Source organism: Erwinia sp. 9145, assembly GCF_000745075.1.
Taxonomy (GTDB): domain Bacteria; phylum Pseudomonadota; class Gammaproteobacteria; order Enterobacterales; family Enterobacteriaceae; genus Erwinia; species Erwinia oleae.
Genome location: NZ_JQNE01000001.1, coordinates 1,530,833 through 1,557,342, shown reverse-complemented (window position 1 = coordinate 1,557,342; position 26,510 = coordinate 1,530,833). Strand labels below are relative to the sequence as shown.

The 26,510-nt window shown below is 57.9% G+C and carries 26 protein-coding genes; 16 read left to right on the top strand and 10 right to left on the bottom strand.

Annotation, left to right across the window (positions count from 1 at the left end):
- The first annotated feature begins 2 nt into the window (after nucleotides 1-2).
- The 9 genes from FA91_RS07680 (at nucleotide 3) to FA91_RS07640 (ending at nucleotide 9,692) form a co-directional block, all read left to right on the top strand.
- Nucleotides 3-785 carry a VOC family protein gene (locus FA91_RS07680; RefSeq protein WP_034914223.1) on the top strand — a complete coding sequence of 261 codons (783 nt, stop codon included), beginning with the start codon at nucleotides 3-5 and terminating at the stop codon, nucleotides 783-785.
- Nucleotides 782-2,278 (top strand): class I adenylate-forming enzyme family protein, encoded by a 1,497-nt coding sequence (locus FA91_RS07675; protein WP_034914221.1) that lies wholly within the window; start codon nucleotides 782-784, stop codon nucleotides 2,276-2,278. The genes FA91_RS07680 and FA91_RS07675 overlap by 4 nt, the downstream gene beginning before the upstream one ends.
- Nucleotides 2,275-3,900 carry a gamma-glutamyltransferase family protein gene (locus FA91_RS07670; RefSeq protein WP_034914220.1) on the top strand — a complete coding sequence of 542 codons (1,626 nt, stop codon included), beginning with the start codon at nucleotides 2,275-2,277 and terminating at the stop codon, nucleotides 3,898-3,900. Before FA91_RS07675 ends, FA91_RS07670 begins: the two co-directional genes overlap by 4 nt.
- Nucleotides 3,901-4,182: 282 nt before the next feature.
- Entirely contained in the window at nucleotides 4,183-5,181 is a 999-nt protein-coding gene (locus FA91_RS07665; RefSeq protein ID WP_034914218.1) for a substrate-binding domain-containing protein, read from the top strand.
- 26 nt (nucleotides 5,182-5,207) lie between these two features.
- Nucleotides 5,208-6,209: an ABC transporter substrate-binding protein gene (locus FA91_RS07660; RefSeq protein WP_034914216.1), complete on the top strand. Its 1,002-nt coding sequence runs from the start codon at nucleotides 5,208-5,210 to the stop codon at nucleotides 6,207-6,209.
- Nucleotides 6,209-7,084 (top strand): ABC transporter permease, encoded by an 876-nt coding sequence (locus FA91_RS07655; RefSeq protein ID WP_034914213.1) that lies wholly within the window; start codon nucleotides 6,209-6,211, stop codon nucleotides 7,082-7,084. The genes FA91_RS07660 and FA91_RS07655 overlap by 1 nt, the downstream gene beginning before the upstream one ends.
- The gene (locus tag FA91_RS07650) at nucleotides 7,081-7,866 is read left to right on the top strand and encodes an ABC transporter permease subunit (RefSeq protein ID WP_034914210.1); all 786 of its coding nucleotides are present in this window, start codon (nucleotides 7,081-7,083) and stop codon (nucleotides 7,864-7,866) included. The genes FA91_RS07655 and FA91_RS07650 overlap by 4 nt, the downstream gene beginning before the upstream one ends.
- Before the next feature lie 2 nt (nucleotides 7,867-7,868).
- Complete coding sequence (locus FA91_RS07645) at nucleotides 7,869-8,852, top strand: ABC transporter ATP-binding protein (RefSeq protein WP_034914208.1); 984 nt, start codon at nucleotides 7,869-7,871, stop codon at nucleotides 8,850-8,852.
- Between the two features lie 9 nt (nucleotides 8,853-8,861).
- A complete protein-coding gene (locus tag FA91_RS07640) occupies nucleotides 8,862-9,692 on the top strand; it encodes a phosphodiesterase (protein WP_034914205.1) in 831 nt (276 codons plus the stop codon).
- A gap of 32 nt (nucleotides 9,693-9,724) precedes the next feature.
- Here the strand turns inward: FA91_RS07640 and FA91_RS07635 are convergent, their stop codons facing one another.
- Genes FA91_RS07635 through FA91_RS07610 form a run of 6 tightly spaced genes read right to left on the bottom strand, consistent with a single transcriptional unit; the run spans nucleotide 9,725 to nucleotide 16,691 of the window.
- Complete coding sequence (locus tag FA91_RS07635; RefSeq protein ID WP_034914203.1) at nucleotides 9,725-11,368, bottom strand: ABC transporter ATP-binding protein; 1,644 nt, start codon at nucleotides 11,366-11,368, stop codon at nucleotides 9,725-9,727.
- On the bottom strand, nucleotides 11,368-12,186 hold the full coding sequence (locus FA91_RS07630; protein WP_034914201.1) for an ABC transporter permease: 819 nt from the start codon (nucleotides 12,184-12,186) through the stop codon (nucleotides 11,368-11,370). Before FA91_RS07630 ends, FA91_RS07635 begins: the two co-directional genes overlap by 1 nt.
- The gene (locus tag FA91_RS07625; protein ID WP_034914198.1) at nucleotides 12,186-13,127 is read right to left on the bottom strand and encodes an ABC transporter permease; all 942 of its coding nucleotides are present in this window, start codon (nucleotides 13,125-13,127) and stop codon (nucleotides 12,186-12,188) included. Before FA91_RS07625 ends, FA91_RS07630 begins: the two co-directional genes overlap by 1 nt.
- A gap of 15 nt (nucleotides 13,128-13,142) precedes the next feature.
- On the bottom strand, nucleotides 13,143-14,696 hold the full coding sequence (locus FA91_RS07620; RefSeq protein WP_034914196.1) for an ABC transporter substrate-binding protein: 1,554 nt from the start codon (nucleotides 14,694-14,696) through the stop codon (nucleotides 13,143-13,145).
- Nucleotides 14,697-14,711: 15 nt separating this feature from the next.
- The gene (locus FA91_RS07615; protein ID WP_034914194.1) at nucleotides 14,712-15,818 is read right to left on the bottom strand and encodes a C45 family peptidase; all 1,107 of its coding nucleotides are present in this window, start codon (nucleotides 15,816-15,818) and stop codon (nucleotides 14,712-14,714) included.
- Nucleotides 15,819-15,830: 12 nt separating this feature from the next.
- On the bottom strand, nucleotides 15,831-16,691 hold the full coding sequence (locus FA91_RS07610; protein WP_051937086.1) for an alpha/beta hydrolase: 861 nt from the start codon (nucleotides 16,689-16,691) through the stop codon (nucleotides 15,831-15,833).
- A 291-nt stretch (nucleotides 16,692-16,982) separates the two neighbouring features.
- Between FA91_RS07610 and FA91_RS07605 the strand changes: the two genes are divergently transcribed.
- Complete coding sequence (locus FA91_RS07605; protein WP_051937084.1) at nucleotides 16,983-17,618, top strand: GntR family transcriptional regulator; 636 nt, start codon at nucleotides 16,983-16,985, stop codon at nucleotides 17,616-17,618.
- Here FA91_RS07605 and FA91_RS20070 read toward each other — a convergent pair.
- Nucleotides 17,615-18,466 (bottom strand): type VI secretion system ImpA family N-terminal domain-containing protein, encoded by an 852-nt coding sequence (locus FA91_RS20070; RefSeq protein ID WP_197060490.1) that lies wholly within the window; start codon nucleotides 18,464-18,466, stop codon nucleotides 17,615-17,617. The genes FA91_RS07605 and FA91_RS20070 overlap by 4 nt on opposite strands.
- A 568-nt stretch (nucleotides 18,467-19,034) precedes the next feature.
- On the opposite strand from FA91_RS20070, the gene treA reads away from it, so the two are divergent.
- Nucleotides 19,035-20,699, top strand: a complete 1,665-nt coding sequence (gene treA, locus FA91_RS07595; RefSeq protein ID WP_034914189.1) for an alpha,alpha-trehalase TreA — start codon at nucleotides 19,035-19,037, stop codon at nucleotides 20,697-20,699.
- A gap of 64 nt (nucleotides 20,700-20,763) precedes the next feature.
- On the opposite strand, the gene FA91_RS07590 is transcribed toward treA, so the two are convergent.
- The gene (locus FA91_RS07590; protein WP_034914188.1) at nucleotides 20,764-21,012 is read right to left on the bottom strand and encodes a GlsB/YeaQ/YmgE family stress response membrane protein; all 249 of its coding nucleotides are present in this window, start codon (nucleotides 21,010-21,012) and stop codon (nucleotides 20,764-20,766) included.
- 170 nt (nucleotides 21,013-21,182) lie between these two features.
- Here FA91_RS07590 and FA91_RS07585 point away from each other — a divergent pair, with 170 nt between their 5' ends.
- Together FA91_RS07585 and FA91_RS07580 are read left to right on the top strand one after the other, a co-directional pair.
- A complete protein-coding gene (locus FA91_RS07585) occupies nucleotides 21,183-21,920 on the top strand; it encodes a flagellar brake protein (protein ID WP_034914186.1) in 738 nt (245 codons plus the stop codon).
- Between the two features lie 150 nt (nucleotides 21,921-22,070).
- Nucleotides 22,071-23,228, top strand: coding sequence for a mechanosensitive ion channel family protein (locus tag FA91_RS07580; RefSeq protein WP_051937080.1), 1,158 nt, complete (start codon nucleotides 22,071-22,073; stop codon nucleotides 23,226-23,228).
- A 35-nt stretch (nucleotides 23,229-23,263) separates the two neighbouring features.
- Here the strand turns inward: FA91_RS07580 and emtA are convergent, their stop codons facing one another.
- The gene (gene emtA / locus FA91_RS07575; protein ID WP_082212630.1) at nucleotides 23,264-23,890 is read right to left on the bottom strand and encodes a membrane-bound lytic murein transglycosylase EmtA; all 627 of its coding nucleotides are present in this window, start codon (nucleotides 23,888-23,890) and stop codon (nucleotides 23,264-23,266) included.
- A gap of 265 nt (nucleotides 23,891-24,155) precedes the next feature.
- On the opposite strand from emtA, the gene ldcA reads away from it, so the two are divergent.
- Together ldcA and FA91_RS07565 are read left to right on the top strand one after the other, a co-directional pair.
- Nucleotides 24,156-25,076, top strand: a complete 921-nt coding sequence (ldcA, locus tag FA91_RS07570; RefSeq protein WP_034919086.1) for a muramoyltetrapeptide carboxypeptidase — start codon at nucleotides 24,156-24,158, stop codon at nucleotides 25,074-25,076.
- A 15-nt stretch (nucleotides 25,077-25,091) separates the two neighbouring features.
- The gene (locus FA91_RS07565) at nucleotides 25,092-25,751 is read left to right on the top strand and encodes an MBL fold metallo-hydrolase (protein ID WP_034914184.1); all 660 of its coding nucleotides are present in this window, start codon (nucleotides 25,092-25,094) and stop codon (nucleotides 25,749-25,751) included.
- Between the two features lie 94 nt (nucleotides 25,752-25,845).
- Here the strand turns inward: FA91_RS07565 and FA91_RS07560 are convergent, their stop codons facing one another.
- On the bottom strand, nucleotides 25,846-26,070 hold the full coding sequence (locus tag FA91_RS07560) for a YgdI/YgdR family lipoprotein (RefSeq protein WP_034914182.1): 225 nt from the start codon (nucleotides 26,068-26,070) through the stop codon (nucleotides 25,846-25,848).
- A 162-nt stretch (nucleotides 26,071-26,232) separates the two neighbouring features.
- Between FA91_RS07560 and FA91_RS07555 the strand changes: the two genes are divergently transcribed.
- Nucleotides 26,233-26,478: a DinI-like family protein gene (locus tag FA91_RS07555; RefSeq protein ID WP_034914180.1), complete on the top strand. Its 246-nt coding sequence runs from the start codon at nucleotides 26,233-26,235 to the stop codon at nucleotides 26,476-26,478.
- Nucleotides 26,479-26,510 lie beyond the last annotated feature (32 nt).

Below are 26,510 nucleotides of genomic sequence, written 5' to 3'. Positions count from 1 at the left end.
CCATGACGCAGGTAGTTGACCATCTGGTGCTGAATAACCATTTCGACCTGGCGACAGCGCGCGAACTGTTTGTTGCGCTGGGTTTCACGCTGACGCCGGAAAGCCATCACACGCTCGGCTCATCGAATCAGCTGATTGTATTTGGCGATCGTTACCTGGAGCTGATTGGCGTCCCGCGTCATGGGCAGCGCATCCGGCAGGAACTGCTTGACAGCCCGCCAGGCATTGACGGGCTGGTTTTTCGCAGCGAGGACGCCGCACAAACCGAACGGCAGCTACGGGAACAGGGATTCGACGCCCTGCCCGTTCAGCATTTTTCGCGCGAGGTGGAAGCCGACGGCGAACGGGGCGAGGCACGCTTCAGTGCGGTGCGACTCGCGCCCGGCAGCTTTACCGCGGGCCGCGTCTACTTTTGCCAGCATCACACCCCGGAGTGGATCTGGCGCGCGCCCTGGCAGCGGCATGAGAACGGCGTTTCCGCCATGACCACGCTGACGCTGGTGACCGACGATATCGACAGCGAACGCAATGAGTGGCAGCGCCTCGGCAGCACCAACATGACGCTACAACTGCTTACGCGTGCCGACTGGCACGACTTTTCTGCCGGTTTACCGGGCCTTGATGAAACGCGTCGCAGCCAGTTTGCCGCCATTACCTTTACCGGCGGTGAACTGTCCCGCCTGAAGCAGGCCGCGCTTCGTTTCAGGCTGCCGCACTATCAGGATGCGGAACGGCTACTGATTGCCCTTCCCGCCCTTCACACCTTACTTGAGTTCAGGCTATGACCGTCACCAATCTGGGTGCGTTGCCAGCGGCGGCGCGCCACAATCAGCAACCGGCGTTTATTATGCCATCCGGCCCTGACATCACCTTTGCGGCGCTGGACGCCCGCGCCGACGGACTGGCCGCCGCGCTTACCGCGCGCGGTTTGCGTCCCGGCGAACGCGTGGCGCTGTTGGGACGAAACTCCATCGACTTTATCGTCTCATTTTTAGGCATCCTGCGCGCGGGCCTGGTGGCGGTGCCGGTCAGCATCAAATTTCCCGCCGCCACGCTGGATAAGATCCTCGACGACTGCGATGCGCGGCTGGTGATGGGCGACGATGCGCCGCTCGCGCGGCTGACCACCTCGCGCAGCCGCCAGGCCTTCAGTGAACTGGCCAATCTTCCGCCTGCTGAGGCGTTTCAGGTTTTTCAGCCGCAGCCGGAAGATCTCGCTATGCTGTTATATACCTCCGGCTCAACCGGGATGCCGAAGGGCGTGCGCCTGACCCACGCCAGCCATCGTTGGGTGGTGGAAACGCGGCTGGCGCAGAACGAACTGGCCGGGGAACGGGTGCTGATCGCCGCGCCGTTTTATCATATGAATGCGCTGGCGCTGGCGCTGCTGACGCTGGCCAGTTCGGTGACCACTATTCTGCTCCCGCAGTTTGAGGCGCGGACGTACATTGATGCCATCGCCCGCTATCGCTGTAGCTGGATCACCGCCGTACCGCCGATGATCGCCATGATGATGAAGGAAAAAGCCCTGCTCGACGCCAGCGATCTCTCCACGGTACGCACCGTACGCATGGGCTCCGCGCCGGTAAATGAAGGGCTGTTTAATCAGATCCGTCAGCTCTGGCCGCAGGCGAGGATCATCAACGCCTACGGCACCACCGAAGGCGGGCCGGTGGTGTTCGGGCCGCATCCGCAGGGGCTTGCCGCGCCGCTTCAGGCAAACGGCTGTGCGCATCCGGCGGTGTCGCTGCGGCTGCGCGATGAGCAGGGAGAGCCAGGCGATCACGGCGTGCTGGAGATCCGCAGTCCGGCGCTGATGCAGGGTTATCATCAGCGGCCTGACGTGCCCTCCCCCTTTACCGACGACGGCTATTACGTGACCGGCGATGTTTTTTCTCGCGACGAAAACGGTTTTTACACCTTTGTCGGTCGCCGTGACGATATGTTTGTTTGCGGCGGTGAAAACATCTATCCGGGCGAGGTGGAGAAGCTGCTCGAGCTGCACCCCGACGTGCAGCAGGCGTGTGTGGTGGCAGTGAAGGATGAGATAAAGGGCAGCAAGCCGGTGGCCTGGGTTATTCCGCGCGAGGGTCGCACACCGCAGCCGGAGGCGATCAAAGCCTGGACGCTGCTTAATGGCCCGGCCTATCTGCATCCGCGCCATATCTGGCTGGTTGACCATTTTCCGCTGGCGGGCACCAACAAAGTGGATAAACAGGCGCTGCGCGCGGCGGCTGAAGACGCCATAGCGAATATGAGAAGTCAGGAGAAGCGATGATAAATTTTAACTGGGACAATCCCTATCTGACCACGCGCACGCCGCTGTTTGCGCGCAACGCCGTCGCCACTTCACACCCGCTGGCAGCCCAGGCAGGGAATCAGGCTCTGCTGAACGGCGGCAACGCGGTGGATGCGGCGATTGCGGCGGCGGCAACGCTGACGATTGTTGAACCGGTGTCGAACGGGCTGGGCAGCGATGCCTTCGCCATGGTGTGGGATGGCCAGCAGTTGCACGGACTGAACGCCTCCGGCACCGCGCCTTCGCACTGGGATACGGCGTGGTTTGCCAAACGCTATGGCGTTGACGCGCACGGTCACGCGCGTCGGCCCGAGCGCGGCTGGGACAGCGTGACCATTCCCGGCGCCATTGCGGCCTGGGGCGCGTTGCATGCGCGTTTTGGCAGGCTGCCCTTCTCGCGCCTGCTGGAGACGGCCATTGAGATCGCCGAGCGCGGCGTGACCATCGCGCCGATGGTCGCGCGTAAGTGGCAGGCTGCCGTGCCGCTGCTGCATGACCAGCCTGGTTTTGCCCAAACCTTTATGCCGAATGGCCGTGCGCCTGCCGTTGCCGAAAAGTTTGTCATGCCGGGTGCGGCCCGCACCTTGCGTCTGCTGGCCGACCAGGGCGCACGCGCGTTTTATGAGGGCGAACCTGCTGAGGCAATTGTGCGCTTTGCACAAGCGAGCGGCGTGCCGTTGTCGCGCAGCGATCTGGCCGCCTACCAGCCGGAGTGGGTGACGCCGGTAACGCGCCGGTATCGTGGCTACGACGTGCATGAACTGCCGCCCAACGGCCAGGGGATTGCTGCGCTGATCGCGTTAGGGATCCTTGAACAGTTTGATCTGGCGAGCCTGCCGCTGGACAGCGCGGCCTCTCAGCATCTGCAAATTGAAGCAATGAAGCTGGCGTTTGCAGACATCTATAACTACGTTGCCGATCCGCGCGCCATGGCGGTGACGCCTGCCCAGATGCTGGATGATGGCTATCTTAAGGAGCGCGCAAAGCTTATCGATTTAAACCGGGCAAGCCTGCCGCTGCCGGGAATGCCGGCCAGCGGCGGCACCGTTTATCTGACCACCGCTGACGAGAGCGGCATGATGGTGTCGTTTATTCAGTCAAACTACATGGGGTTCGGTTCTGGCGTGGTGGTGCCCGAGTACGGTATCAGTCTGCAAAATCGCGGGGCAGGTTTTTCAGGCGATCCGCGTTCGGCCAACGTTGTAGCGCCCGGCAAACGCCCGTTCCATACCATCATTCCCGGTTTTCTGACCAAAGATGGCCTTCCGCAGATGAGTTTTGGCGTGATGGGCGGCGACATGCAGCCACAGGGGCATGTGCAGACGCTGGTACGCATGCTCGATTATCAGCAGCAACCGCAGGCTGCCTGCGATGCGCCGCGCTGGAAGGTCAACCGCGATTTCACCCTGGATCTTGAAGCCGGCTTTGATGACGCGGCCTCTACGGCGCTGGCAGAGAGAGGCCATCAGTTCAAGTCCGTTAACGATCCCTATATGGATTTCGGTTCCGGTCAGTTTATCTGGAAGCTTTCGCCGGAAGCCGATCACGGTTATGTGATCGCCAGCGACAGCCGACGGGACGGTCAGGCGATTGGTTTTTGATGTGACTTAAAAACACAGTAAACCCAACAGCCTGCTGTGGTGACAGGCGTCACACCTGGACGCCGTAAACTCATCTATAAGGGCTTCGCTGCCGCATCCCTGTGGCAGCGTCCCGGCGCTTGTGGCGCCTTTATGTCGTCCGCTGATAACAGCGTTGTCTTTAAAATCCCTGCCCCGCACGCCGACATTTCCCCGTCATCTTCCCGTCATCTCACTGACACGTTCCGCCAGCAGGATAGCCGTGGATGGGATCGATCCCATTTTCTCAAAGCGAGCGGAAGCATGACCGATTTACTGACCGTTGCCCGTCTGGCGGGCGTATCAAGAACCACCGCAGCGCGCGCGTTTTCCGAACCGGAAAAGGTGCGTGAAGCGACGCGTGACAAAGTCTATGCCGCCTCCGAAACCCTGGGTTTTCGCCCCAACTACGTGGCACGCCAGCTTCGCACGCGGTCAACGCGCATCATCGGCGTGATGCTGCCCACGCTGCGCAACCCGGTCTTCTGCGAACAGCTCCAGGCCATGGAAAACAGCGCACGCGAACGCGGTTACTCGCTGATGATCGCCACCACCGATTACGACGCCGACCGCGAATCCAGGGTGCTGGAGAACATGCTGCGTCAACGCGTGGACGGCATGATCCTCACCGTCGCCAACGCGTGCGAAAGCGCCTGCCTGAGATTGCTGGCGCAGGAGTCATTGCCGGCGGTGCTGGTACACAACCCTGCCGCCTCGCCAGAATTTATCACCATCAGCGTCGATAACCGCCAGGCGATCTGCCAGGCCACCCGCCACCTGCTGGCGCTGGGTCACCGGCGAATCGCGATGATTGCCGGGCCGGTGCGGCAGTCAGACCGCGCCGCGCTGCGCTATCAGGGTTACTGCGACGCAATGACCGCTGCGGGCCTGCCCGCACAGCCGCTGATAGAAATGGCGCATCACACCCGCGTGGATGTGGCGTTACTGCGCCCCTGGCTTGCGTCAGGAAGCGCGCTGACCGCCCTGATCTGCACCAATGACCTGCTGGCGCTCAGCGCCATCGGCAACCTGCAACGGCTGGGATGGCGCGTACCGACCGATATCTCTGTGATCGGATTTGACGGCATCGCGCTGGGCGAAATGGTGCATCCGTCGCTCTGCTCGGTGGTGCAGCCGCAGCGCGAACTGGGCGCCGCCGCGATGGACAGCATGATGAACCTGCTGGCGAACGTCAGCGTCCGCTCGCAAACGCTCGATTTTACGCTGCGCCAGGGTGAAAGCATCGCCCCGGCGCGGTTTTGATGACCGACCAACACCAGGAAACACCCATGAAAAAGACGCTTACTGCCTTATCGCTCGTCAGCGCAGCGCTGTTGTCAGCGCAGGCGATCGCCGCGCCCGCCATCTGCTACAACTGTCCGCCGGAATGGGCCGACTGGGGAACACAACTAAAAGCCATCGCCAACGATACCGGCATTGTGGTGCCGCAGGACAACAAAAACTCTGGACAGGCGCTGGCGCAGATCGTGGCGGAAAAAGCCAGCCCGGTTGCGGACGTGGTCTATCTCGGCATCACCTTCGGCATTCAGGCGGCAAACGCCGACGTGCTGGCGAGCTACAAGCCTGCGGGCTGGGCGCAGATCCCGGCGGATATGAAAGATCCTGATGGAAAATGGGTGGCGCTGCATTCCGGCACCATCGGCTTTATGGTTAACGTGGACGCGCTGAACGGCGCGCCGGTGCCGCAGTCATGGGATGACCTGCTGAAACCTGAATATAAAGGCATGGTCGGCTATCTCGATCCGGCCAGCGCGTTTGTCGGCTATGCAGCGGCCACGGCGGCGAACCTCGCCCAAGGCGGCACGCTGGAGAACGTTAAACCCGGCATCGACTACTTCAAAAAACTGATCAAAAACCGCCCGATTGTGCCGAAGCAAACCGCCTATGCACGCGTGTTATCCGGCGAAATTCCGATCCTGCTCGATTACGATTTCAATGCGTATCGTGCGAAGTATAAAGATAACGCCAATGTAGCGTTCGTCATCCCGAAAGAAGGGAGCATCAGAGTACCGTACGTCATCAGCCTGGTGAAAAACGCGCCGCACGCCAGCGAAGGTAAAAAAGTGATCGACTACGTGCTCTCCGATCGCGGACAGGCGATCTGGGCCAACGCCTGGCTGCGCCCGGTGCGTGAAAGCGCGATGACCGCGGCGGCGAAAGCGCAGTTCCTGCCGGACAGCGACTACCAGCGCGCCCGTACCGTCAACTATCAACAGATGGCGGCCGCGCAAAAAGCCTTCTCCACGCAGTATCTGAACGAGGTGAAGTAATGTCGGCGTTCTGCACATCGTCCTCCCGTGCGGGAGGGCGACGCGCTCGCCGCGTTACGCTGCCGCGCGCGGGCCTGTTCGCCCTGATCCCTGCGCTGATCGTCTTTACCGCGTTCTGGCTGATCCCGTTCGGGTATCTGGTGGTGCTGGGCACGCTGCCCGACAGCGCCACCCGGCAAAATGCTTACTGGACGATCCTTACCCAACCGCGTTATTTGCAGAGCCTGGTCACCACGCTGATCCTGTCAGCAAGCGTGTCGGTGGCGGCGGTGGCGATTTCTGCGGTGGTGGCCTGCTTTCTGGCGCGCCACCGCTTTACCGGAAAGGGGCTGCTGCTGGCGCTGCTCACCTTTCCGCTTGCCTTTCCCGGCGTGGTGGTCGGGTTTCTGATCATTATGCTCGGCGGCCGCCAGGGGATTTTTGCGCTGGCGGGTCAGGCGCTGACCGGCGAGCGCTGGATCTTCGCCTACAGCCTCGGCGGCCTGTTTTTGGGCTATCTCTACTTTTCCATTCCCCGCGTGATCATGACGCTGGTCGCCGCCTGCGAAAAACTCGACCGCAGCCTGGAGGAAGCCGCGCGATCGCTGGGCGCAGGTAGCTGGCGCATCGTGTGGGACGTGATTGTGCCGGGCCTGGCGCCCGCTCTGCTGTCATGCTGCGCCATCTGCTTCGCCACCAGCATGGGCGCGTTCGGCACCGCCTTTACCCTCGGCACCGAACTGACCGTGCTGCCGCTGACCATTTACGGCGAATTCACCAACTACGCCAACTTTGCCACCGCCGCCGCGCTGTCGGTGGTGATGGGTGTCGTGACCTGGGGCGCGCTGCTGCTTACGCGCCGCGTCTCCGGTAATCGATCAGGAGCCATGCTATGAACCGCCCGCTGCGCTTTGCGCTGCAACTGACGCTGACGCTACTGGTTTGTCTGTTTTTGATCGTGCCGATTGGCATGTCGGTCATGGCGGGTTTTACCGAAAACTATTTCACCGGCCTGAAAAGCGGACTGACGCTGCGCTGGCTTGAAGAAGTGTGGGCGCTATATGCCCCCACGTTCTGGCTGTCGCTGGGCATCGCCCTTGCCTGCCTGTTCTGCACCATAACCCTCGGCGTCCCCGCCGCCTGGGGACTGTTGAAAAGCCCGTCGCGGCTGGCGGGCTGGATCGAAGAGTGCCTGATGCTGCCGGTCGCCATTCCTGGCCTGGCCACGGCGCTCGGCCTGCTGCTGGTTTATGGCGGCGTCAGCGGGCTGCGCGGTAGCTGGCTGTTTATTCTCATCGGCCACGTGCTGTTTACGCTGCCGTTTATGGTGCGCCCGGTGCTGGCGGTGATGAAGACCGCCGATTTGCGTTCGGTTGAGGAAGCCGCCGCCAGCCTCGGCGCGGGCGGCGTCCGGCGCTTTTTCACCGTGGTGATCCCTGGCTGTCTGTCGGGCGTGTTGGCCGGGGCGTTTATGGTCGTCACGCTCTCCATCGGAGAATTTAATATCACCTGGATGCTGCACACGCCGCTGACCAAAACGCTGCCGGTTGGCCTCGCCGACAGCTATGCCTCTATGCGTCTGGAAATTGGCTCGGCCTATACCACGCTGTTTTTAATGATGATTATTCCACTGCTGCTGGCGATGCACTTTATCAGCCAGCGTAAAAGAGAGGGCTGACCATGACCCATCCTGTAGCCATTCGCCTGCGTCAGTGCGCGCGCACCTTTGACCGCGATCATACCGCGCTCTTTCCGCTCGATCTGGATATCCACCCCGGCGAAACGCTGGTGCTGCTTGGCCCGTCCGGCTGCGGTAAAACCACCACGCTGCGCATCATCAGCGGACTGGAGCGCTGCGACGCCGGTGGCGACGTGTGGTTTAACGATCGCAACGTCACCGCCCTGCCGATTGAAAAACGCAGCGTCGGCATGGTGTTCCAGAACTATGCGCTGTTTCCTCATCTCAACGTGGCGCAAAACGTGGCGTACGGCCTGCGCATCCAGCGCATGAGCGAGAGCGCCGTTCGTCAGCGGGTTGGCGAGATGCTGGAGATGGTCGATTTGCTGGCCTTTGCCGATCGTTCGGTTCAGGCGCTCTCCGGCGGGCAGAAGCAGCGCGTTTCGCTGGCCCGCGCGCTGGCTGCCCGTCCGAAGGTGCTGCTGTTTGATGAGCCGCTGGCGGCGCTGGACGCCAGCCTGCGCGACAGGCTGCGGGAGGATATCGCCGCGCTGCTGGCGCAGTCGGGGATCACGGCGGTGTACGTTACGCACGATCAGCAGGAAGCGATGGCGCTGGGCGATCGCATCGCGGTCATGCAGCACGGTCGCATTGAGCAAATCGGCGCGCCGCGCGACATCTATTTCCATCCGGCCACGCCATTCGTGGCGGATTTCGTCGGCGCGATGAATCAACTGCCGCTGGCCGACGGCAACGTTTACTGCCGCCCGGAAGATATTCGCCTCGGCGAACGCGCGGGCGCGCTACTGGAAGGCCGCGTGCTGAACAGTACGTTTTTTGGTCAAAGCCAGCGCGTGCTGGTGGAGCTTGCCAGCGGGCAGCGCATTCAGGTTGATGGCCCGGCCCGTGAACGCTGGCCGCAAGGAAAAACGGTCGGCCTGCGCGCAGACGCGGGCAGCCTGTTTCGCCTTCCCGGTCAACATTAAGGAGCTGTGATGAAACGTTCTTTTGTACTTGCGCAGATAAGCGATCTGCATGTCAGAACCGCCGGCCGCCTCTCCTATCGGAAAGTGGATACCTGGCGCGCGCTGAAAACAGGTATCGACCAACTCAACGCGCTGCGCCCCGCGCCGGACGCGGTGGTCATCACCGGCGATCTGACCGATTTTGGTAAGGAGGAGGAGTACGCCACGGTACGCGCGCTGCTGGATGAACTGACGCTGCCGTGGTTCGCCATTCCGGGCAATCACGATGCGCGCCCTGCCTTTCGCCGCGCCTTTGCCGACAAAAGCTGGATGCCGTCAGAGGGAGAATTCCTGCACTGGGAAGTGAATGACTATCCGCTGCGGCTGATCGGCCTTGATTCCACCGTGCCGGAAAAACCCTGGGGCGAACTGTGCGAAGCGCGTGCGGCCTGGCTCAGCGCCCGGCTGGCCGAAGAGACGGAAAAACCCACCCTGCTGATGCTGCACCACCCGCCGTTTATCAGCGGCATCGACCACATGGATCGCCAGAATCTGAAGGACGCCGATCGCCTGGCGCAGATCCTCATGCAGGCGCCGCAGGTCATGCGTGTGCTGTGCGGTCACGTGCATCGCTATATGGTGTCGCAGCTGGCTGGCGTGGTAGTGTGCAGCGCGCCGGGTACGTCGCACCAGGTGGCGGCGGATTTCACCCCGGACGGCCCGGCAAATTTCGTGCTGGAGCCGCCGGGCATGCTGCTGCACCGGTGGCATGAGGATCAGCCAATGGTCACGCACTACCTGCCCATTGGCAACTACCCCGGCCCGTGGCCTTTCTACGATGCGCAGGGGCTGATTGACTGAGGGCTGAAACGCATCCTGCGCCGCCCGTCTGGCTACGCGCTTTTCTGCTGGAGCTGATAACCGCCGCCCGCCAGCGGCTTCAGCGCGGGCAGGCAGTTCAGCAACCGCTGCGTGTAAGGATGCTGTGGCGCATCCAGCACCTCGTCGCTCCAGCCGCTCTCCACCAGCTCGCCCTTCTCCATCACCATAATGCGATCGGCAATCTGCTCCACGGCGCTCAGATCGTGAGTGATAAACAGGCAGGCGAAACCGTAGCTCTCCTGAAGGCGTTTCAGCAACAGCAGGATCTGCTTCTGCACCGTCATATCCAGCGCCGACGTGGGTTCGTCGGCAATGATAAAGGCCGGACGGCGAATGATGGCGCGCGCTATCGCCACGCGTTGCCGCTGGCCGCCGGAGAGCTGATGCGGGTAACGCGTCAGGAAGATGTCCTCCAGCCCGACCTCGGCCAGCACCTCCCGCACCCGCTGCTGTCGCGCCGACGCGTTCAGCGTCTTCACCAGCAGCATTGGTTCTTCCAGAATTTTGCCAATGCGCATACGCGGATTGAGCGATGAAAACGGGTCCTGCTGAATAATCTGGCACTCCCGGCGCCACGCTTTGCGTTCCGTCTTGCTGGCCGTAGTCAGCAGCCTGCCCTTGAACGCCAGCGTACCCGCGCTGGCGGTCAGCATGCCGGCGATCAGCTTGCCGATGGTGGTTTTTCCGGAGCCGCTGGCCCCGACCAGCGCCACCGTTTCACCCGCGCGCACGTTAAAGCTGACGCCCTTCACCGCCTGCGTCACGGTAACGGGTTTGAACCACGCCTTGCGGCCGCGATAGGTGATATCGATATTGCTCAGCGCGATCACGCTTTCGGCGGCGAGCAGCTTTTTGCGATCCGGCGGCGCTTTTCGCACCGGTAGCGCATCCAGCAACCGGCAGGTGTAGGGATGCTGCGGGCGGGCGAGCAGCGCCTGGCTGCTGTTCTGCTCCACCAGCTCGCCCTGCTCCATCACCATAATGCGCGATGCGTAGTTCGCCACCATCGACAGATCGTGGCTGATCAGGATCACCGCGCTGCCCTTCTCCGCCGTCAGCGACAGCATCAGATCCATCACCTCGTGCTGCACCAGCACGTCCAGCGCGGTGGTCGGCTCATCGGCAATGATCAGTTTAGGTTCTGGCAGCATGACCGAGGCGATCATTACCCGCTGGCGCATGCCGCCGGAAAACTCATGCGGATAGCGATTGAGTAAGGTTGCCGCCTGCGCCAGACCAACGCGCTCCAGCATGGCGACAATTTTTACCCGCCGCGCCGCCGCGTCAAGCGTGGTATGCAGTGCCAGCCCTTCATCAAGCTGGCGTCCGATGGTCATCGCCGGGTTGAGCGAGGTCATCGGTTCCTGAAACACCATGCCGATGCCCGCTCCCCGCACCTGGCGCAGCTGCTCCGGCGTCAGATTAAGCAGGCTCTGACCATCAAAAATCATCCCGGCTGCGTCGAAATCAATGCCGCCGGGCAACAGGTGCATTAACGATCGCATCGCCAGCGTTTTCCCGCTGCCGGATTCGCCCACCACCGCCAGCACTTCCCGCTCCGCAACGTTAAAAGAGATGCCTTTTACCACCTCGCGCTCGTTGATGGTTACGCGCAGATTGCTGACCTGAAGTAACGGACTGGAAGGCGTTTTCATTATTGCATCCTCGGATCGAGATAATCACGCAGGGCGTCGCCCAGCAGATTGACGCCCAGCAGCGCCAGCGAGATCGATGCGCCGGGCAGCAGCGCCAGCCACGGCGCCTGCGCAAGGTAGGTGCGGCTGGCCGACAGCATATTGCCCCAGGTCGGCTCCGGCGGCGGCACGCCCAGCCCCAGAAAAGAGAGCGCACTTTCGGAGATCAGCACCCAGCCCAGCATTGACGTCGCCAGCACGGTGAGCGGCGCGATACAGTTAGGCAGAACGTGCCGACGCAAAATCGCCAGCTCGCTGTGCCCCATCACTCTGGAGGCGGCGACAAAATCCGCCTCGCGCAGGCCCATGACCGTTCCGCGCACGATGCGCACCACCGAAGGCGTATAGGCCAGCCCCAGCGCGATAATGATGCCGTAGCGGTTGTTGCCCAAAATACTCAGCAGGCCCAGCGCCAGCAAAATTCCCGGAAAGGCCAGTAAGGTGTCGGTAATCATCATGATCAGCCGATCGACCACGCCGCGCAGATAGCCGCTGATCAGGCCGAAAATCACGCCGACCAGCAGCGCGAACGACACCGTAATCAGTGAGATCGACAGGCTGGCGCTGGCGCCGAGCAGCAACCGGCTGAGCACGTCGCGCCCGTACTCATCGGTGCCGAACCAGTGCGTCGCCGTTGGCTCCTGCAACCGCGCCAGAATGTTTATTCTGCCCGGATCGAACGGCGTCCAGAAAAAACCGACCAGTCCCGCCGTGGCGATCAATCCAATCAGTATCGTGCCCAGCAGCGCGTTGGGCGACACAGCCATTCTTCGTTTCATCAGGCGGAGACCCTCGGATTGAACAGTGGATAGAGCGCGTCGATCACCAGGTTGGTCAGCACGTAGAGCGTGGCGATAAACAGCATGCAGCCCTGAATCACCGGATAGTCGCGGGCGTAGATGGCATCAACCAGCAACCGGCCAAGGCCCGGCAGGCTGAATACCGTTTCCGTCACCGCCACGCCGCTCAGCAGGTTGCCCAGCGTCAGGCCAATCAGTGTCCAGGTGGGGCCAAAGGCGTTGGGGAAAACGTGCCGTGACAGCACGGTTCGCTCACGCAGCCCTTTTGCCCGCGCGTGCGACACGTAGTCAAGACGCAGCACTTCCAGCGTGCTGGCGCGCATCATGCGTACCAGCGCGCCCACCTCAACCAGCACCAGCGTCAGAATCGGCATTAACAAATAGAGAATGCCCTGGTGCAGGTTATCGCTGACCGCCACATACCCCACCACCGGCAGCCAGCCCAGCCACAGGCCGAGCGTCAGCAGGATCAGCAGCCCCATCCAGAAGCTCGGCACAGAGAGCAGAAAGGTGGAAAACATCACCAGCCCGACATCCCACGACGAATTCTGTTTCCAGGCCGCCAGCATGCCCGCTGGCACCGCGAGCAGCGAGGCGATCACCACCGCCACCAGCACCACGCTGAGCGTGACGCCAAAGCGCTGAAGGATCAGCGGCAGTACCGGCTGGCCGGTCTGTATGGAGTGACCAAAATCGCCGTGGATCATCTGGCTGAACCAGATAATGAACTGCTGCGGCAGCGACTGATCCAGCCCCATGCTGTGACGCAAATCGGCCAGGCTTGATTCCGTCGCCATATCGCCCAGCATCAGCAAGGCCGGATCGCCCGGCACCAGCCGCGTCAACAGAAACACCAGCACGGTCACCAGCAGCAGCGTCGGAATGGCAGCCATGATGCGGGTAATGAGAAACTGCAACATGCGCGCTCCTTATGATCAGGATTTGGTAACGTTCCACAGTCTGGCCGATGCGGCCAGCCACGCTTTATAGCCGCCGATGGCTTTGCGGTGCGCGACGATATCCAGCCCCGGATAGAAGAAAATCAGCGGCACCTGCTCAATCATTTGCTTATGCAGCGTGTCTACCGTGCTCTGGATCTGTTTCTGATCGTCCATGTACGCCAGGCTGTCGGTCAGCCTGATCGCCTCGGGATCGTCCCACACTTTGCGCGACTGCTTCGCTTTGTCGCCGACGATCTGCTCAAAGGCCAGCGCCGGATGGAAGCGCGCCGAATAGGTGAAGGTCATCATCTGGTAGCGCCCGGCCTGGTAACGCTCAAGCTGCGTCGCCCATTCCATGGTGGTGACTTTCGCGTTAATGCCCGCCGCCTGAAGCATCGCCTGGGCAATGATTGCCATATCAAAGCTCGGCACGGTAGAGCGCTTGTTGGCGATGATTTCGATGGTTTCGCCTTTGTAGCCCGCCTCTTTCAGCAGTTTTGCGGTCTGCGCCGGATCGTATTTGTAGCCCTGTTTTTCCGTCGCGCCGTAAAAGGCTGACGCGGTGGAGATATTGGCGTTGCCAGGCGTCGCCATGCCCTGACTGGTGCCGAGCGCGATTTGCTGCGTATCAAGCGCCGAGGCGATAGCCTGCCGCAGCTTGACGTTTTTCAGCAGCGGATCGTTGGTCTGGATAAGCAGGCCGTGACGCTGCGCGTTGGCCGCGACTTCGATGGCGAGGTTGGCATCTTTTTTCAGATCGCTGGCGTCAATCGGGCTGACCTGGGCAACGTCAATGGCGCCGGAGCTGAGCCCGGCTTTGACCGTGGCCGCGTCCGGCACGGCCATAAAGCGCACTTCATTCACCAACGCTTGCTTACCGCCGACAAAACCATCCGGCTTGCCCGGCAGCGACGCATAGTCATTGAAACGCAGCAGCGAGACATATTCGCCATGTTTCCATTCGCCAAAACGGAACGGCCCGGTGCCAATCGGTTGTTGCCATTTGCCATCGGCGTCCACCGATTTCGGACTGACCACCGCCGTCGCGCCGCAGTCGGTGCGCGCCAGCGAATCCAGAAACAGCGCCACCGGTTTTTCCAGCGTCATCACCACCGTTTTAGCATCGGGCGCACTGACCGAGGTCACGTGGATCAGGCCGCTGCCGTCGAACTCACGCAGGCAGCGCCACTGCGTTTTCGGATCGTTCCAGTGTTTCCAGCTCCAGACCACGTCACTGGCGGTCATCGCGTCGCCGTTATGAAACTTCACGCCGTCGCGCAGCGTAAAGGTATAGGTTTTGCCGTCGTCGGAGCGTTTCCAGCCTGACGCAAGCATCGGCCCGACGGTGCCGTCTTCACGGTAGCCCACCAGCCCCTCCACCACGTGCATCAGCACGTCGTCGGTGTTGCCGTCGCGATTAACGCCCGGCTGACTGCTGCGGATGTCCTGGTTCAGGGCAAAACGGATCACGCTTTGATCGGCCGCCTGCGCGGACACCGCCAGTAAAAAAGGGAAAGCGATGGCGGCGCTTAATGGTAATTTTTTCATACTGTCCTCGCGGGTTTAGTCGAGCGCATAGCGCGTGAAGGTTTTATTGATGGCGGGCAACGGCGCAACGTCCATCACGCCGTCTTCCGGGGTCATGACGATCATCGCCACCGTCGCCGAAAGATCGCTGCTAAAGCCAGGCCTTGGCGGACGGCAAACGGAGTATGGCGAACCGAAATCATCAAAAAAGGCCGCTTTCATTGCGTCTTCGTCAAGCTGTGCGCTTTCCGCAAGGCGTTTGCTGACGCGCCAGCTGCGATAGAGTGAATCCGGCGAGGCCTCAATGCCCTCTTCACGCACCTTGCAGCGCGCCGCGAGGCTTTCCCAGTGGTTGGCATGTACCAGCAGGCCGTCCTGCGGATAGAGCGTAAAACTTTCATCCGGCGCACATTCGAAATCGATAGCGAAGCCGGCTTTGGTGCTGAGGATCATATTGTTGGAGCAGGATTTTGGCGTGGTGGCGACCACGCGCATCGCCAGCGCCATATGCTGCTGCTCAAGCGCCTTGCGGCGGATCAGTGAGAGCGGCACGCCGCGCTGCATATAGTCACGCTCGCAGCGCAGATAGTTGGCCGTGATGGCGATTCCGGCGCTGTTCAAACCGCTGCGCCCCAGTCCGCCGGCTTCAACAAAGGTCAGGACGTCCGGGCCGTCCTCGCGACGGATTTTTACCACGACCGAGCTTTCGGCGCATTCGGCGCGCCAGTCCCAGTTCTGGCCGTGAATAAGCTTACCGTGCGCGCTGCGCTCCGGCAGGATCACCGCGCCGCTACAGCCATCTTTAATAGTGCTGTCGTGGGGATCGGCTATCTCTTTCAGCCGCCGCGCCTGAGCAATCACCTCGGTTCGCGCGTTAATCATAATGATCGCTTCCAGCGAAACGCCTGCGCCTTCAGCAATACCGCGCATCTCTTCCAGATAGTCGGCATCGAAGTGGTGAATGATGCTGGTGAAGCTTTCGATCAGATCGCTGCGCTGCGTCTGACTGATGTGCAAACTGTCGAGCTGATCGCCATAGATCGCCACGCTGGCATGGATACGCGCGCGGGCCTGCTCACCGTACTGGCGGCCGCGCGCCAGAGGCGCACCGCTAATCTCAATCAGGGGAAAGGGTTGCGTCATGATAAAGGCTCCTCAGCGCGTTTTTTGTAGGGTATCCAGGAAGAAATCTTTCACGCAGTCGAGCACTTTCATGCCGTCATGTCCGACGTTTGGCACAATATTTTGCGTGGCGTCGATGCCCTTATCGCGCAGGCTGTTGAGCAGCGCGGTGTTGCGCTCAACGCGCGTTTCACCGGCATCATTACAGCCCGGCTGGTAATATTTCCCGCCCGGTTGATGGGTTATTTCCCAGGTTTCAAGATCCACTTTCCCCACCACCAGCTGCACCGCGACCTGGCGCATCGCCTCATAGTTGAGCGGCTTGTTGAAGCGCGCTTCAAAATCGCGTACGCCGGGCCACCACGCTTTGTCTTCGTCGAGTAAGGTGACCGAACCCGGTGCGCCAATGGAGACGCCAAGCAGTTTTTCAGGGTGAATGTAGAAAAAGCGATGGGCGAAATGCCCTCCACCGGAGTAGCCAAACAGCAGGAATTTGCCGAAGTCATGCGCCAGCAGTTCGCTGACCTCATCGATAATGCTGAGCAGGACGTCGTCATATCGAATTTCCTGCTCAATGATGTATTTAAAACCGTGCGAATTACCGTCGCCCAGCGGCCCGACGGGAAAGAGCGGCGCCAGCACCACGCAGCGGTTATAGCGGGCAAATTCGGCAAACGCGTCGCGATACTGCGTCATTGAGCGTCCTGTACCATGCATTGCCACAATCAGCCGATAATCGCTGCGGTCGTTGTCAAAGGCGGGCGGCACGTACAGACAGTACTGAAAGCGTGGATCCTGTCGGCTTGAGAAGATGGTGGTGCTGCCGCGAAAGTAGAGTGCGTGACTGCGCTGCGTTGCGCTTTCGTTTCCTTTATTCACCTCAACGTTCTGCATTTTCGATTTCCTGCTAAATGACGGTTCAAATCGATATAAACACAAAACCAAAATTGGCGCCAATTTAAAAAACAATTTATTAACAAAAGATCTGGTTCATGTCACAGTTTCACCCTGACAGTGAAACGCCGGGCGGCGAAAAAGACGGTAATTGTTTGTTTTGAAATGAAATTATAGCGAATTGAGCGTTTTTAAGGCAGACAAAAAACTGATACTAACAGGGTGAAAACTGGCGAAAACGGTGAAATCCCAGCATTATTGTCCGGCACCGTGGGAAAAAGGATGATGTACATGAAGCTTCGCAAGAGTAGTCGGGTGGATGTCGCTAACAGCCTGGCGATGGATATCAACAGGGGTGAATTTCTGCCCGGCGCCTGGCTTAAGCAGGTGGAACTGGCCGAGCGTTATCAGTGCAGCCGAAGCGAGGTTCGCCGCACGCTCGATCAGCTGGTGATTGAGCGCCTGGTTCAGCATGTGCCGAATCGCGGTTATCACGTCTATTCACCGAATATCGAGCAGCGGCGCAATATTTCATCGATCCGTGCGATTCTGGAGTGCGCGTCGGCGGTGGATATCGTGGCAAACAGCAGCCCGGACTCTCTGGCGACGCTGCGACGCTGCGCCGCGCAGTTTGAGCACTGCACCCATCACGGCACGCTTCTGGAACAGTATGAAGCCAATCTGGCATTTCATCGGGCGCTGCTGGCCCCCTGCTCCAATCAGGATATGGTCGAACTGATTTTTGATTTACGCAGCCGGGTGCCCTCGGCTGCGCTGGGACAGTGGAATTCACATGCGCGCGTGGTGAAGTCCTCCGCCGAGCATTTTGCGATGGTTGACGCGATTGAGCGCGGCAACGCAGAGGATCTGGCTCAGCTGATCGGGCAGCATATTCATCAGGAGGATAATCCTCAGCGCCATGGCTAACCGCGATCGCGCGTGAGGCCAACGGCGCACGCTGCATCATCCTGCTCTGACTCCGGCAGACGATCGCACAGGAATGCGTTCTGCCCGCGCCGTTTTTCCACCTCATTTTCTGGCTGCGGCATAACGTTGGGCGCTCCCTGCCAGAAGAGCGCCGACCTGAATGACGTAACCGGGCCGTTCACCCATCCCGTGCCGCTGAAGGCCACCATGACGCTGAGGCCGGCCAGAAAGCCGCAGCTATAGCGCAGCAAATTTCTTAAGGATGGGAAATGGGCAGACGTTACCGCGTCTTCATTCGTTCCTTTTTTTATTGCGTTAGCCAGTGCCGCATTCTGCTCCAGTGAATGGATTAGCCGGTTGACCTGAACTTTCAGGCGGCTGAGTTGGCTGAGATGTTTCAGCGCCTGCACACCCAACGTCTCTTCGGTGACGACCAGTATTTTTTCCAGGCGATAAATTTCTATAAGATCGCTGGCGACTGGCTGAACATCCGTTAAATAGTGCTGAAGCTGACCATACAGCCAGCTCAATGCGATTAACCGTTCAGGCAATGATGCGGGCCATAACGTCGACCAGTTATGCTGCATCAGCGTAATCATTTTTTCTAACCCGTCACATAATCCGTTAAGCCCTTTAATATGTGCTTCGCATAATGTGAACCAGCAAAGCGTTTGGAGATCCATGCCGTTTAATCGAAACAAACTGCACGACAGGCGCTCAACTTTATACCAGTCGATATTACAACGTAATTTGCCGGGCCCCATTATTTCATTTTGCAGCATTTTAAATTCGCGCGTGGTCTGCGGCGCCTGCCCGGGATAAGAATGATTGAGAAAGGTGGCATTCATGGCATAAATTCCTTTTTCATTTCGGCTATGGGCATCTTCGCGGCTACGTAAATTGATATTCAGATCAATTTTCATAAAGCAGCACAATGAAGTTATTTAACCAAAATCATGTCGCAATCATTTTTACCAGCAACTGTGTGGTTATTAACCAGGAATAATCTCACTCTGAAGAATTAATTTCCGCGTTTCCGATAAATTAAAATATTGACTGAAATTTTCAGGAATTTATTTATTCTGATAAACATGATTAATAAAATAATAACTCCCAATAACGTCACATAATCACTCCTTTTTTCACAATTAGCTTCAGAATAAATAAAAAAATGATCGGAATCTTTATTATGGTTGATTTTATCGCAGTGTTGATTAAACCCAATAAATCCCCCACCCTTTCTTAAAACATCTGAATAATGTTCTGATGTTATCCCCCGATCTCTTTTTGGTCAGCAACGGGCATTAAAAGCAACCCGCGGTCACATTTCCCGGTTCGATTACGGGATAAATTGTAAAGTTCGTCTAAAGTTTTTAAGGGTCAACAACTTACCGATTTGGACATGGAGAACGACGAATGCAAAGAGCCGAGAAATCTCAATGGACAGCGCTGCTGGTACTTCCGCTACTGATATCCTCAGCCATTGCCGCAGAAGCGCCGGTAGCCACGGCGAACGATCAGCAGCACATGCTGACTTCGTCCCCTCAGCCACCTGATGTCCGTCTGGGGCCGCTGTTTGTCGCCGTACAGTCAGCAAAACTGTTCCCCGACCAGAAGACGTTTGCCGATGCGGTGCCGAAAAACAGCCCTTCCAGCATTCTCGCCGACTGGCAGATGCAGAGAACGCAGCGCAACTTCGATTTGCGACGTTTTGTTGAAGCAAACTTTATCCTGCCTGCTGATGGCGAGAAATATGTACCGCCTGCCGGACAGAGCCTGCGCGAACACATCAACGGCCTCTGGCCTGTTCTGACCCGTTCGGCAAAACAGGCAAACCAGTGGGATTCGCTGCTGCCGCTACCGCAGCCTTACGTCGTGCCGGGCGGGCGTTTCCGCGAGGTATATTACTGGGACAGTTATTTCACCATGCTGGGGCTGGCCGAGAGCGGCCATTGGGATCGCGTGCAGGGAATGGTGGATAACTTTGCTACTGAACTGGATAAATACGGTCATATTCCTAACGGTAACCGCAGCTACTATCTCAGCCGCTCTCAACCGCCCTTCTTCAGCCTGATGGTTGATTTGCTGGCGCAGCATGCGGGTGATGAAACCTATCGGAAATATCAGCCTCAATTACAAAAAGAGTACGACTACTGGATGGCTGATGCCGATAGCGTTCGGGCCGGAGAAGCAGGCAAGCGCGTGGTGAAGCTGAAGGACGGCACCCTGCTTAACCGCTATTGGGACGCGCGCGATGTGCCGCGAACCGAATCCTGGATGGATGACATCGCCACGGCGCAGAACACCAGCGACGCCAACAAAGGTGCGCTTTACCGTAACCTGCGCGCGGGGGCCGCCTCCGGTTGGGACTTCAGTTCACGCTGGTTTATTACGCCGGATAATCTCTCAACCATTCAGACCACGCGCATCGCACCGGTTGATCTGAATGCGCTGATGTATCACCTGGAAAAAACGCTGGCTCACGCAAACCAGCTGTCGCAGCGTAAAGACGTCAGTGAGCGTTTTGATGCGCTGGCGAAGAAGCGAAAAGCGGCGATCAATCATTATCTGTGGAATGAAAAACAGGGCTGGTATGCTGATTATGACTGGCAGCAGGCGCGCGTTCGCCCGCAGTTAACCGCTGCCGCCGTGTTCCCGCTCTATCTGCATGCAGCAACCGATAAGCAGGCAAAGAAAACCGCCGTGGCGGTTAAGGCGCAGTTGCTGAAAGAAGGCGGCCTGGTGACCACCACGGTGAATAATGGTCAGCAGTGGGATGCGCCAAACGGCTGGGCACCGCTACAGTGGGCTGCGGTTGAAGGGCTGAATAATTATGGCGAACAGGCGCTGGCGAAGGATATTGGCATGCGCTTCCTGAAAAACGTGCAGACCACCTACGACAAAGAGCACAAGCTGGTGGAAAAATACGTTGTCGAAGGCAAAGGATTAGGCGGAGGCGGCGGCGGCGAGTATCCATTACAGGACGGGTTTGGCTGGACTAACGGCGTGACGCTTAAGCTGATGGATCTTTACTGCCCCAGGAATGTCACCTGCAATAACGTCAGCGATATTCGGCAGTAACATTATTACGCAACAGGCATAAAAAAGGGAGGCCATCAGGCCTCCCTTTTCTGTATGACGTCCGTCAGCTTCTGACTTTACGATAAATAAACAGCACAACAATCGCGCCAATCACCGCCACCACAAAGCTGCCGAAATTGAAGCCGTCCACCTTACCGAAACCGAAGAAGGTGCTGATCCATCCGCCCACTACGGCCCCGATAATACCGAGGATGATAGTGATGATAAAACCGCCGCCATCTTTACCCGGCATAATCCATTTAGCAAGGATCCCTGCGATCAGGCCAAAAATGATCCATGACAAAATACCCATTTTTTCTCTTCCTTATCTCAAAATGTTCGGGGTGATTATAGTGCACATTTCAGCTTTGTAAGTATTTTCTTGCGATTTTTACTTATTTATAACAGTAAGACTGAAGCGTTACGCATTAACGCCGATACTTCAACGGAGTCCTTGCCTGACCTTCATCTGGAGAAAAAGCTGTGAAAGAGGATGATAAAGAACAGTTCCTGAAACGTGGTCCGCTTGCGGTATTGAACGTTCTGAGAGAGCTCGTCGATAACAAAACCCCGGTGATGGTGTCGCACGTCAGGGGACAATTTATTACTCGCCTGCTCTTTGCGGACAAGGAAAGACTTCTGGTCGACTATGGCAGTAACGACTATGAAAATCAGCTGGCGATGAACGTGGATAATCTGCATCTGAGTGCGGAAACGAACGGCGCGAAGGTGGAGTTCGCGCTGCCGCTACTCGAAGCCGATGACTACGAAGGCTTGCCCGCCTTTGGCGCGGCCCTGCCGGAAGTGCTCTGGCAGATCCAGCGCCGCGAATTTTTTCGCGTTAACGCTCCGCTGGACCCTGTTTTCTATTGCCACATCACATGGCCTGGCGGCAGCGGCGAGAGCCGGATGCGGATCCAGGATTTGTCATTAGGCGGTATCGGGGTACTGGCGGAGTCAGCCCTGCCTGAAACTCTGCACAACGGCGAGCGGTTTAAAAAAATTCGTATAGAACTCAATGAATATGGCAATTTTGAGGTTGATGCAGAGTTGATCGCCATCGGCAAACGCACCGTGGTCAGCAATAAAAATGAAACTGTCGCCACGCCGCGTCTCAGCCTGCGCTTTAATACGCTAACCGCCGGACAGGAGCGCCAGCTCCAGCAGGTCATCTTTTCGCTCGAACGTCTGGCGCGCGACAAAGTCAGACGCTTCCAGTAAATCGACGATAACCTGTCGCCGTTCACCGTTGGCAGGTTACTTCGCCTTATCGTCTGTTTTATCCGCCGCCATGCGTCGTTTTTGCAAAGCGTTCTGTTATGCACCAGGCTTACCCTTCCTGTCGTCTTAACAGAACAGATTGAATCACCGATGAAAAACTGGCTTAACGAACAAAATCTCTCATTTCTGCTGAACAGGACGCTGTGGATCGATACCGCCATTGTGATTGGCGGCACGCTTATTATCTACTGGCTTCTGCGCTCGCTGATCCGTTTTATTTCTAATCGCTCAATCAAATCCGGTCATCATCGCAGCCAGCTTTTTTATAACAACGCGATTGAGATCCTGCGCAGCACCAGCCAGCTGCTCTTGCTGGTTTTCTCTTTCCTGATCGCCATTAAATTTATCACCCTGCCCCGCGACTGGAGCACCGCCGCATCGCACGGCTGGTTTATCACCCTGCTGCTTCAGATAGCGCTGTGGGTGGATTGCAGTATTCGTCTCTGGCTCAGCAATATGCGGCGCGATCCGACCCACCTGCGCAATCCCGTTACCACCGTCATTCTCGGTATCATGGTGCGTGTGGTGGTCTGGGCCATGCTGCTGCTGGCCATTCTGTCGAATATGGGCATTAACATTACCGCGCTGGTGGCAAGTCTGGGCGTCGGCGGTATCGCGATTGCGCTGGCCATTCAGACCGTGCTCAGTGACGTGTTCGCCTCGCTGGCAATCGGTTTCGACAAGCCTTTCGAACATGGCGATTTTATCGTTTTCGGCGACATTGCTGGCTCAATCGAGCATATTGGCCTGAAAACCACCCGTCTTCGCAGCCTCAGCGGTGAACAGATTGTCTGCTCGAATACCATTTTGTTGCAGCAGACCATTCATAACTATAAGCGCATGCAGGAACGTCGCATCGTATTCAAATTCGGCATCAGTTATGAAACGCCGGCAAAGAAAGTGCGCCAGGTCAGCCAGTCGCTGCGTGAAATCATTGAAGGTATTGAGAAAACCCGCTTTGATCGCGGCCACTTTTTCGCTTTTGAGCAAAATCAGCTTACTTTTGAAGTTGTCTATTACGTGACGGTTGCCGATTATAACCAGTACATGGACGTGCAGCAGGAGATCAACCTGCAACTGATGGAGCGGCTGAGCGCGCTGGGCGTCCGCTACGCCTTCCCAACCCGCCGCGTCGAGTTTACCGGCGGCACGCTGCCACAGGTGAACGTTGCCGGTTTAGCGTCAAATGAAGTTGAAGACGAAGAGGATGAAGAAGAGTCATCAAGCCCTTCGCGCGGCGCGTTTTAAGGTAAGTCGTTACCGGCAACAGCCGGTAACGCTGTTCAGATAGTGCGGTAGGCGGTGGTCACTTTCCACAGATAGCGCGGTGCCTGTGCGGCGGGATGTTTGTTTTGCACATGTCGATAAAATTCATCCGGCGACATGGCGTTTATCATCGCTATTGCCCGGTCGCGATCGCGCGAAAAGCTACGCAGCAGCGCGCCCGCGCCGTTGGCGTAAGAGACGATGGTGGCATAGCGCAGCGTTTCCGGATCGCGGATGCCTGCCAGCGACTGATCCTGCAAAATCTTCAGATAGGCCGTGCCGATGTCGATATTCCTGGCCGGATCGCGGAGTTCAGAAGTACTCGGCTGACCGCCGCGTCCCTGAATCCGATAGACTTCACGCCCGGCCGTTGAGGCTTTAATCTGCATCAATCCAACAGCATTCGACTTGCTGACTACCGTTGGATTGCCGCCCGATTCTACTGAAATAATCGCGTCGACCAGCTTTCTGTCAATGCCGTAGCTGTTGGCGGCGCTTTCAGTAAAGATTGACCAGGCCTGAGCCACTTTTTGCGGCGGTGCTGTCGTCAGCGGCGTTTGCTGCTGCCGGGTGATCGTCTGTTTATGAGGTTCACTGGCACATCCCGCCAGAAGGAGAACGCCTAATATGGCCACTTTTTTCACGCTATATTTATCCTCTGCGCCCTGGTCTGGCACCTATCATACCTGGCGCCGGTCGGGAGAAAATTACCGTTTCTCTGAATTCTGAAAAGTGAATGATGACTTCCGGCGGGCTTTTCGTCATCATCAGGGCAGGAAAACTGCCTGCTGCGTAGCATAATTCATCAGAATGCGTATAAAAAGCAATCAATTTGTACACAAACTGCGCATGGCCCGATGAGAAGCGTATGTTCAATAAGGCCGCATCCAGAGGTAATAAGTGAATATCATGTCGGTTACTCCCCGCACTGTGCATCTGATTGCGCCATCCGGATACTGCCATAATCAGGAGGCTGCCTGGCTGGGCGTGGAGCGTCTGCGCGCGCAGGGGCACCAGGTTAACAATACTGACGTTATCGCCCGCCGCGATCGGCGTTTTGCCGGTGCGGATGAGGTACGTGTGCAGGATCTGAATGCCCTGGCAGAGTGCCCCACACTGCCGGATATCGTGCTGGCCGTACGCGGCGGCTACGGCGCAACGCGGCTGCTGCCACATATTGACTATGCCGGACTGTCGGCACGCCTGCGCGACCAGCCGCTGGTGCTCTGCGGCCATAGCGACTTTACCGCTATACAGCTGGCGCTGCTGCGTCACGGCGTGAAAAGCGTCAGCGGCCCTATGCTGGCAGGCAATTTCGGCGCGGAAACCCTTGCTGATTTTACCGTGGAGCATTTCTGGCGTGCGCTCACCTCGCCTGAGCTGACGCTGGAGTGGCAGACAGAAGCGCAATCGGTTGATCTCACCGGCACGGTCTGGGGCGGTAACCTGGCAATGATCGCCTCGCTGGTTGGCACGCCGTGGATGCCTGACGTTCCCGATGGCATACTGGTTATTGAAGACGTCAATGAACATCCCTATAAAGTTGAAAGAATGATGCTTCAGCTGGCGCAAAGCGGCGTTCTGGCGCGGCAAAAAGCCATCGTTGCCGGCAGCTTCACCGGCGCACACCTGACTGACTACGATTGCGGTTATGATATTGAAAGCGTGTGGACGCTGGTGCGTAAGATAACCGGCCTGCCGGTGGTCACCGGTCTTGAATTCGGCCACGGGTGGCGCACCGTTACCCTGCCGCTGGGCGCACAAGGACGGCTGCTCGTTGAAAACGGCGCGGCCTCACTGATATTAAATGATTTCCCTACGCTACGCTGACATCCGGGAGCGCTCATGAAACAGTTGTATGAGGATCTCTGGGTTTCCACCCCGGAAGCGCTGTCCGAATCCGGGCACGAGGAGATCATGCATGGTTTTTTATTAAAGCATCCTCGCGGTAACATTCTGATTTCACGAATCGAAAATCAGGAGGATCACCAGGCCATTGCTGAACAGGGCGGCATCATACGTCACTACCTTACGCACTGGCACGAAGCCGGGCCCGGCGCCCGCGCGTTGCAACAGCGTTTCAGTTCGGCCCTCTATTGCCATATTCGCACACTGGGGCCAATCAGTAACTTTGTTGAAGCAGACGATACCTTTAGTCGGGCCGAAGTTCACTGCGGCAGTTTTCACGTAGTACCCACACCAGGCCATACGCCAGGCAGCACCAGCTATCTGTATGCTTCGCCTTTCGGCAAAACCTACCTCTTTGTTGGCGATACGATTACGCGTTCCAGCGATCGCTGGGTGACGGTGCTTGAAACCGACAGCAATGAAGCGGACCTGGCAAATTCGCTGGAGTTTTATCGGGCGCTGAGGCCGGATGTGATTTTAATGGGGACAACACAAGACCATCGCGGTTGGGAAGAGGTAACGATTCGTGACTGGCTGGCGCTACTGGATGAAGCAGAGACCACGCCGCGCGATCGCCGACAGCGCGTGCTGAACTGAGCAGGCGCTGCGTTAGCAAAGATTTTTACGGGAACGACGTGCGGGAAGCATAGCTGAAACCGCGCCATACGGCGGCGCGGTGAGATGCCATGACTCAATCGTTGATTGAGTTCATGTCCTTGATGTTATTTTGATTTACAGCCTGTTCTTTACCGTTTTCGTCGGTATAGAGCACCATGCCGGTGGCATCATCAATTTTTGGCTTACCCTGAACCACCACGGTACTGCCATCCTTCATATGCATAATATGGTCGTTTGAACAGCCCGCCAGCACCGATCCTGCTGCAAGAACGCTGAGTAAAAGAAGTGTCTTTTTCATTTTAATGATCCCTTTTGCTATTTCAGGTTTCAGTGTAGCTGTTCCTGTTGATGAATCAGCCTGTTGGATAACAATTAAGCATTTTCTGATGCAACAAATTCCGGTTGATGATCGCCTGAAAATACTGTATTTTTGTCCAGCATTTATAACCAGGAACACTCCATGTTTATTGAACTGATTTACGATAAGCGCAACGTTGCCGGCTTGCCAAACGCGCAGGAAATTATTCTCAACGAGCTTGAAAAGCGTATTCAGCGCGTTTTTCCTGATGCAGAAGTGAAAGTTAAGCCGATGCAGGCAAACAGCGTGAAAACGGATGCCAGCAAAAATGATAAGGCCGTGATGGCGCGTATTATTGAAGAGATGTTCGACGAAGCCGATCAGTGGATGGTTTCCGGCGAGTATTAATGCTGGCTGCGGTCTGCCTTTTTGGAGTTTAT

Bases quoted from the DNA above. Each gene is read 5' to 3' on its own strand.
- FA91_RS07680 (WP_034914223.1), top strand. From the start codon at position 3: ATGACGCAGGTAGTTGACCATCTGGTGCTGAATAACCATTTCGACCTG.
- FA91_RS07675 (WP_034914221.1), top strand. From the start codon at position 782: ATGACCGTCACCAATCTGGGTGCGTTGCCAGCGGCGGCGCGCCACAAT.
- FA91_RS07670 (WP_034914220.1), top strand. From the start codon at position 2,275: ATGATAAATTTTAACTGGGACAATCCCTATCTGACCACGCGCACGCCG.
- FA91_RS07665 (WP_034914218.1), top strand. From the start codon at position 4,183: ATGACCGATTTACTGACCGTTGCCCGTCTGGCGGGCGTATCAAGAACC.
- FA91_RS07660 (WP_034914216.1), top strand. From the start codon at position 5,208: ATGAAAAAGACGCTTACTGCCTTATCGCTCGTCAGCGCAGCGCTGTTG.
- FA91_RS07655 (WP_034914213.1), top strand. From the start codon at position 6,209: ATGTCGGCGTTCTGCACATCGTCCTCCCGTGCGGGAGGGCGACGCGCT.
- FA91_RS07650 (WP_034914210.1), top strand. From the start codon at position 7,081: ATGAACCGCCCGCTGCGCTTTGCGCTGCAACTGACGCTGACGCTACTG.
- FA91_RS07645 (WP_034914208.1), top strand. From the start codon at position 7,869: ATGACCCATCCTGTAGCCATTCGCCTGCGTCAGTGCGCGCGCACCTTT.
- FA91_RS07640 (WP_034914205.1), top strand. From the start codon at position 8,862: ATGAAACGTTCTTTTGTACTTGCGCAGATAAGCGATCTGCATGTCAGA.
- FA91_RS07635 (WP_034914203.1), bottom strand. From the start codon at position 11,368: ATGAAAACGCCTTCCAGTCCGTTACTTCAGGTCAGCAATCTGCGCGTA.
- FA91_RS07630 (WP_034914201.1), bottom strand. From the start codon at position 12,186: ATGAAACGAAGAATGGCTGTGTCGCCCAACGCGCTGCTGGGCACGATA.
- FA91_RS07625 (WP_034914198.1), bottom strand. From the start codon at position 13,127: ATGTTGCAGTTTCTCATTACCCGCATCATGGCTGCCATTCCGACGCTG.
- FA91_RS07620 (WP_034914196.1), bottom strand. From the start codon at position 14,696: ATGAAAAAATTACCATTAAGCGCCGCCATCGCTTTCCCTTTTTTACTG.
- FA91_RS07615 (WP_034914194.1), bottom strand. From the start codon at position 15,818: ATGACGCAACCCTTTCCCCTGATTGAGATTAGCGGTGCGCCTCTGGCG.
- FA91_RS07610 (WP_051937086.1), bottom strand. From the start codon at position 16,691: ATGCAGAACGTTGAGGTGAATAAAGGAAACGAAAGCGCAACGCAGCGC.
- FA91_RS07605 (WP_051937084.1), top strand. From the start codon at position 16,983: ATGAAGCTTCGCAAGAGTAGTCGGGTGGATGTCGCTAACAGCCTGGCG.
- FA91_RS20070 (WP_197060490.1), bottom strand. From the start codon at position 18,466: ATGAATGCCACCTTTCTCAATCATTCTTATCCCGGGCAGGCGCCGCAG.
- treA (WP_034914189.1), top strand. From the start codon at position 19,035: ATGCAAAGAGCCGAGAAATCTCAATGGACAGCGCTGCTGGTACTTCCG.
- FA91_RS07590 (WP_034914188.1), bottom strand. From the start codon at position 21,012: ATGGGTATTTTGTCATGGATCATTTTTGGCCTGATCGCAGGGATCCTT.
- FA91_RS07580 (WP_051937080.1), top strand. From the start codon at position 22,071: ATGAAAAACTGGCTTAACGAACAAAATCTCTCATTTCTGCTGAACAGG.
- ldcA (WP_034919086.1), top strand. From the start codon at position 24,156: ATGTCGGTTACTCCCCGCACTGTGCATCTGATTGCGCCATCCGGATAC.
- FA91_RS07565 (WP_034914184.1), top strand. From the start codon at position 25,092: ATGAAACAGTTGTATGAGGATCTCTGGGTTTCCACCCCGGAAGCGCTG.
- FA91_RS07560 (WP_034914182.1), bottom strand. From the start codon at position 26,070: ATGAAAAAGACACTTCTTTTACTCAGCGTTCTTGCAGCAGGATCGGTG.
- FA91_RS07555 (WP_034914180.1), top strand. From the start codon at position 26,233: ATGTTTATTGAACTGATTTACGATAAGCGCAACGTTGCCGGCTTGCCA.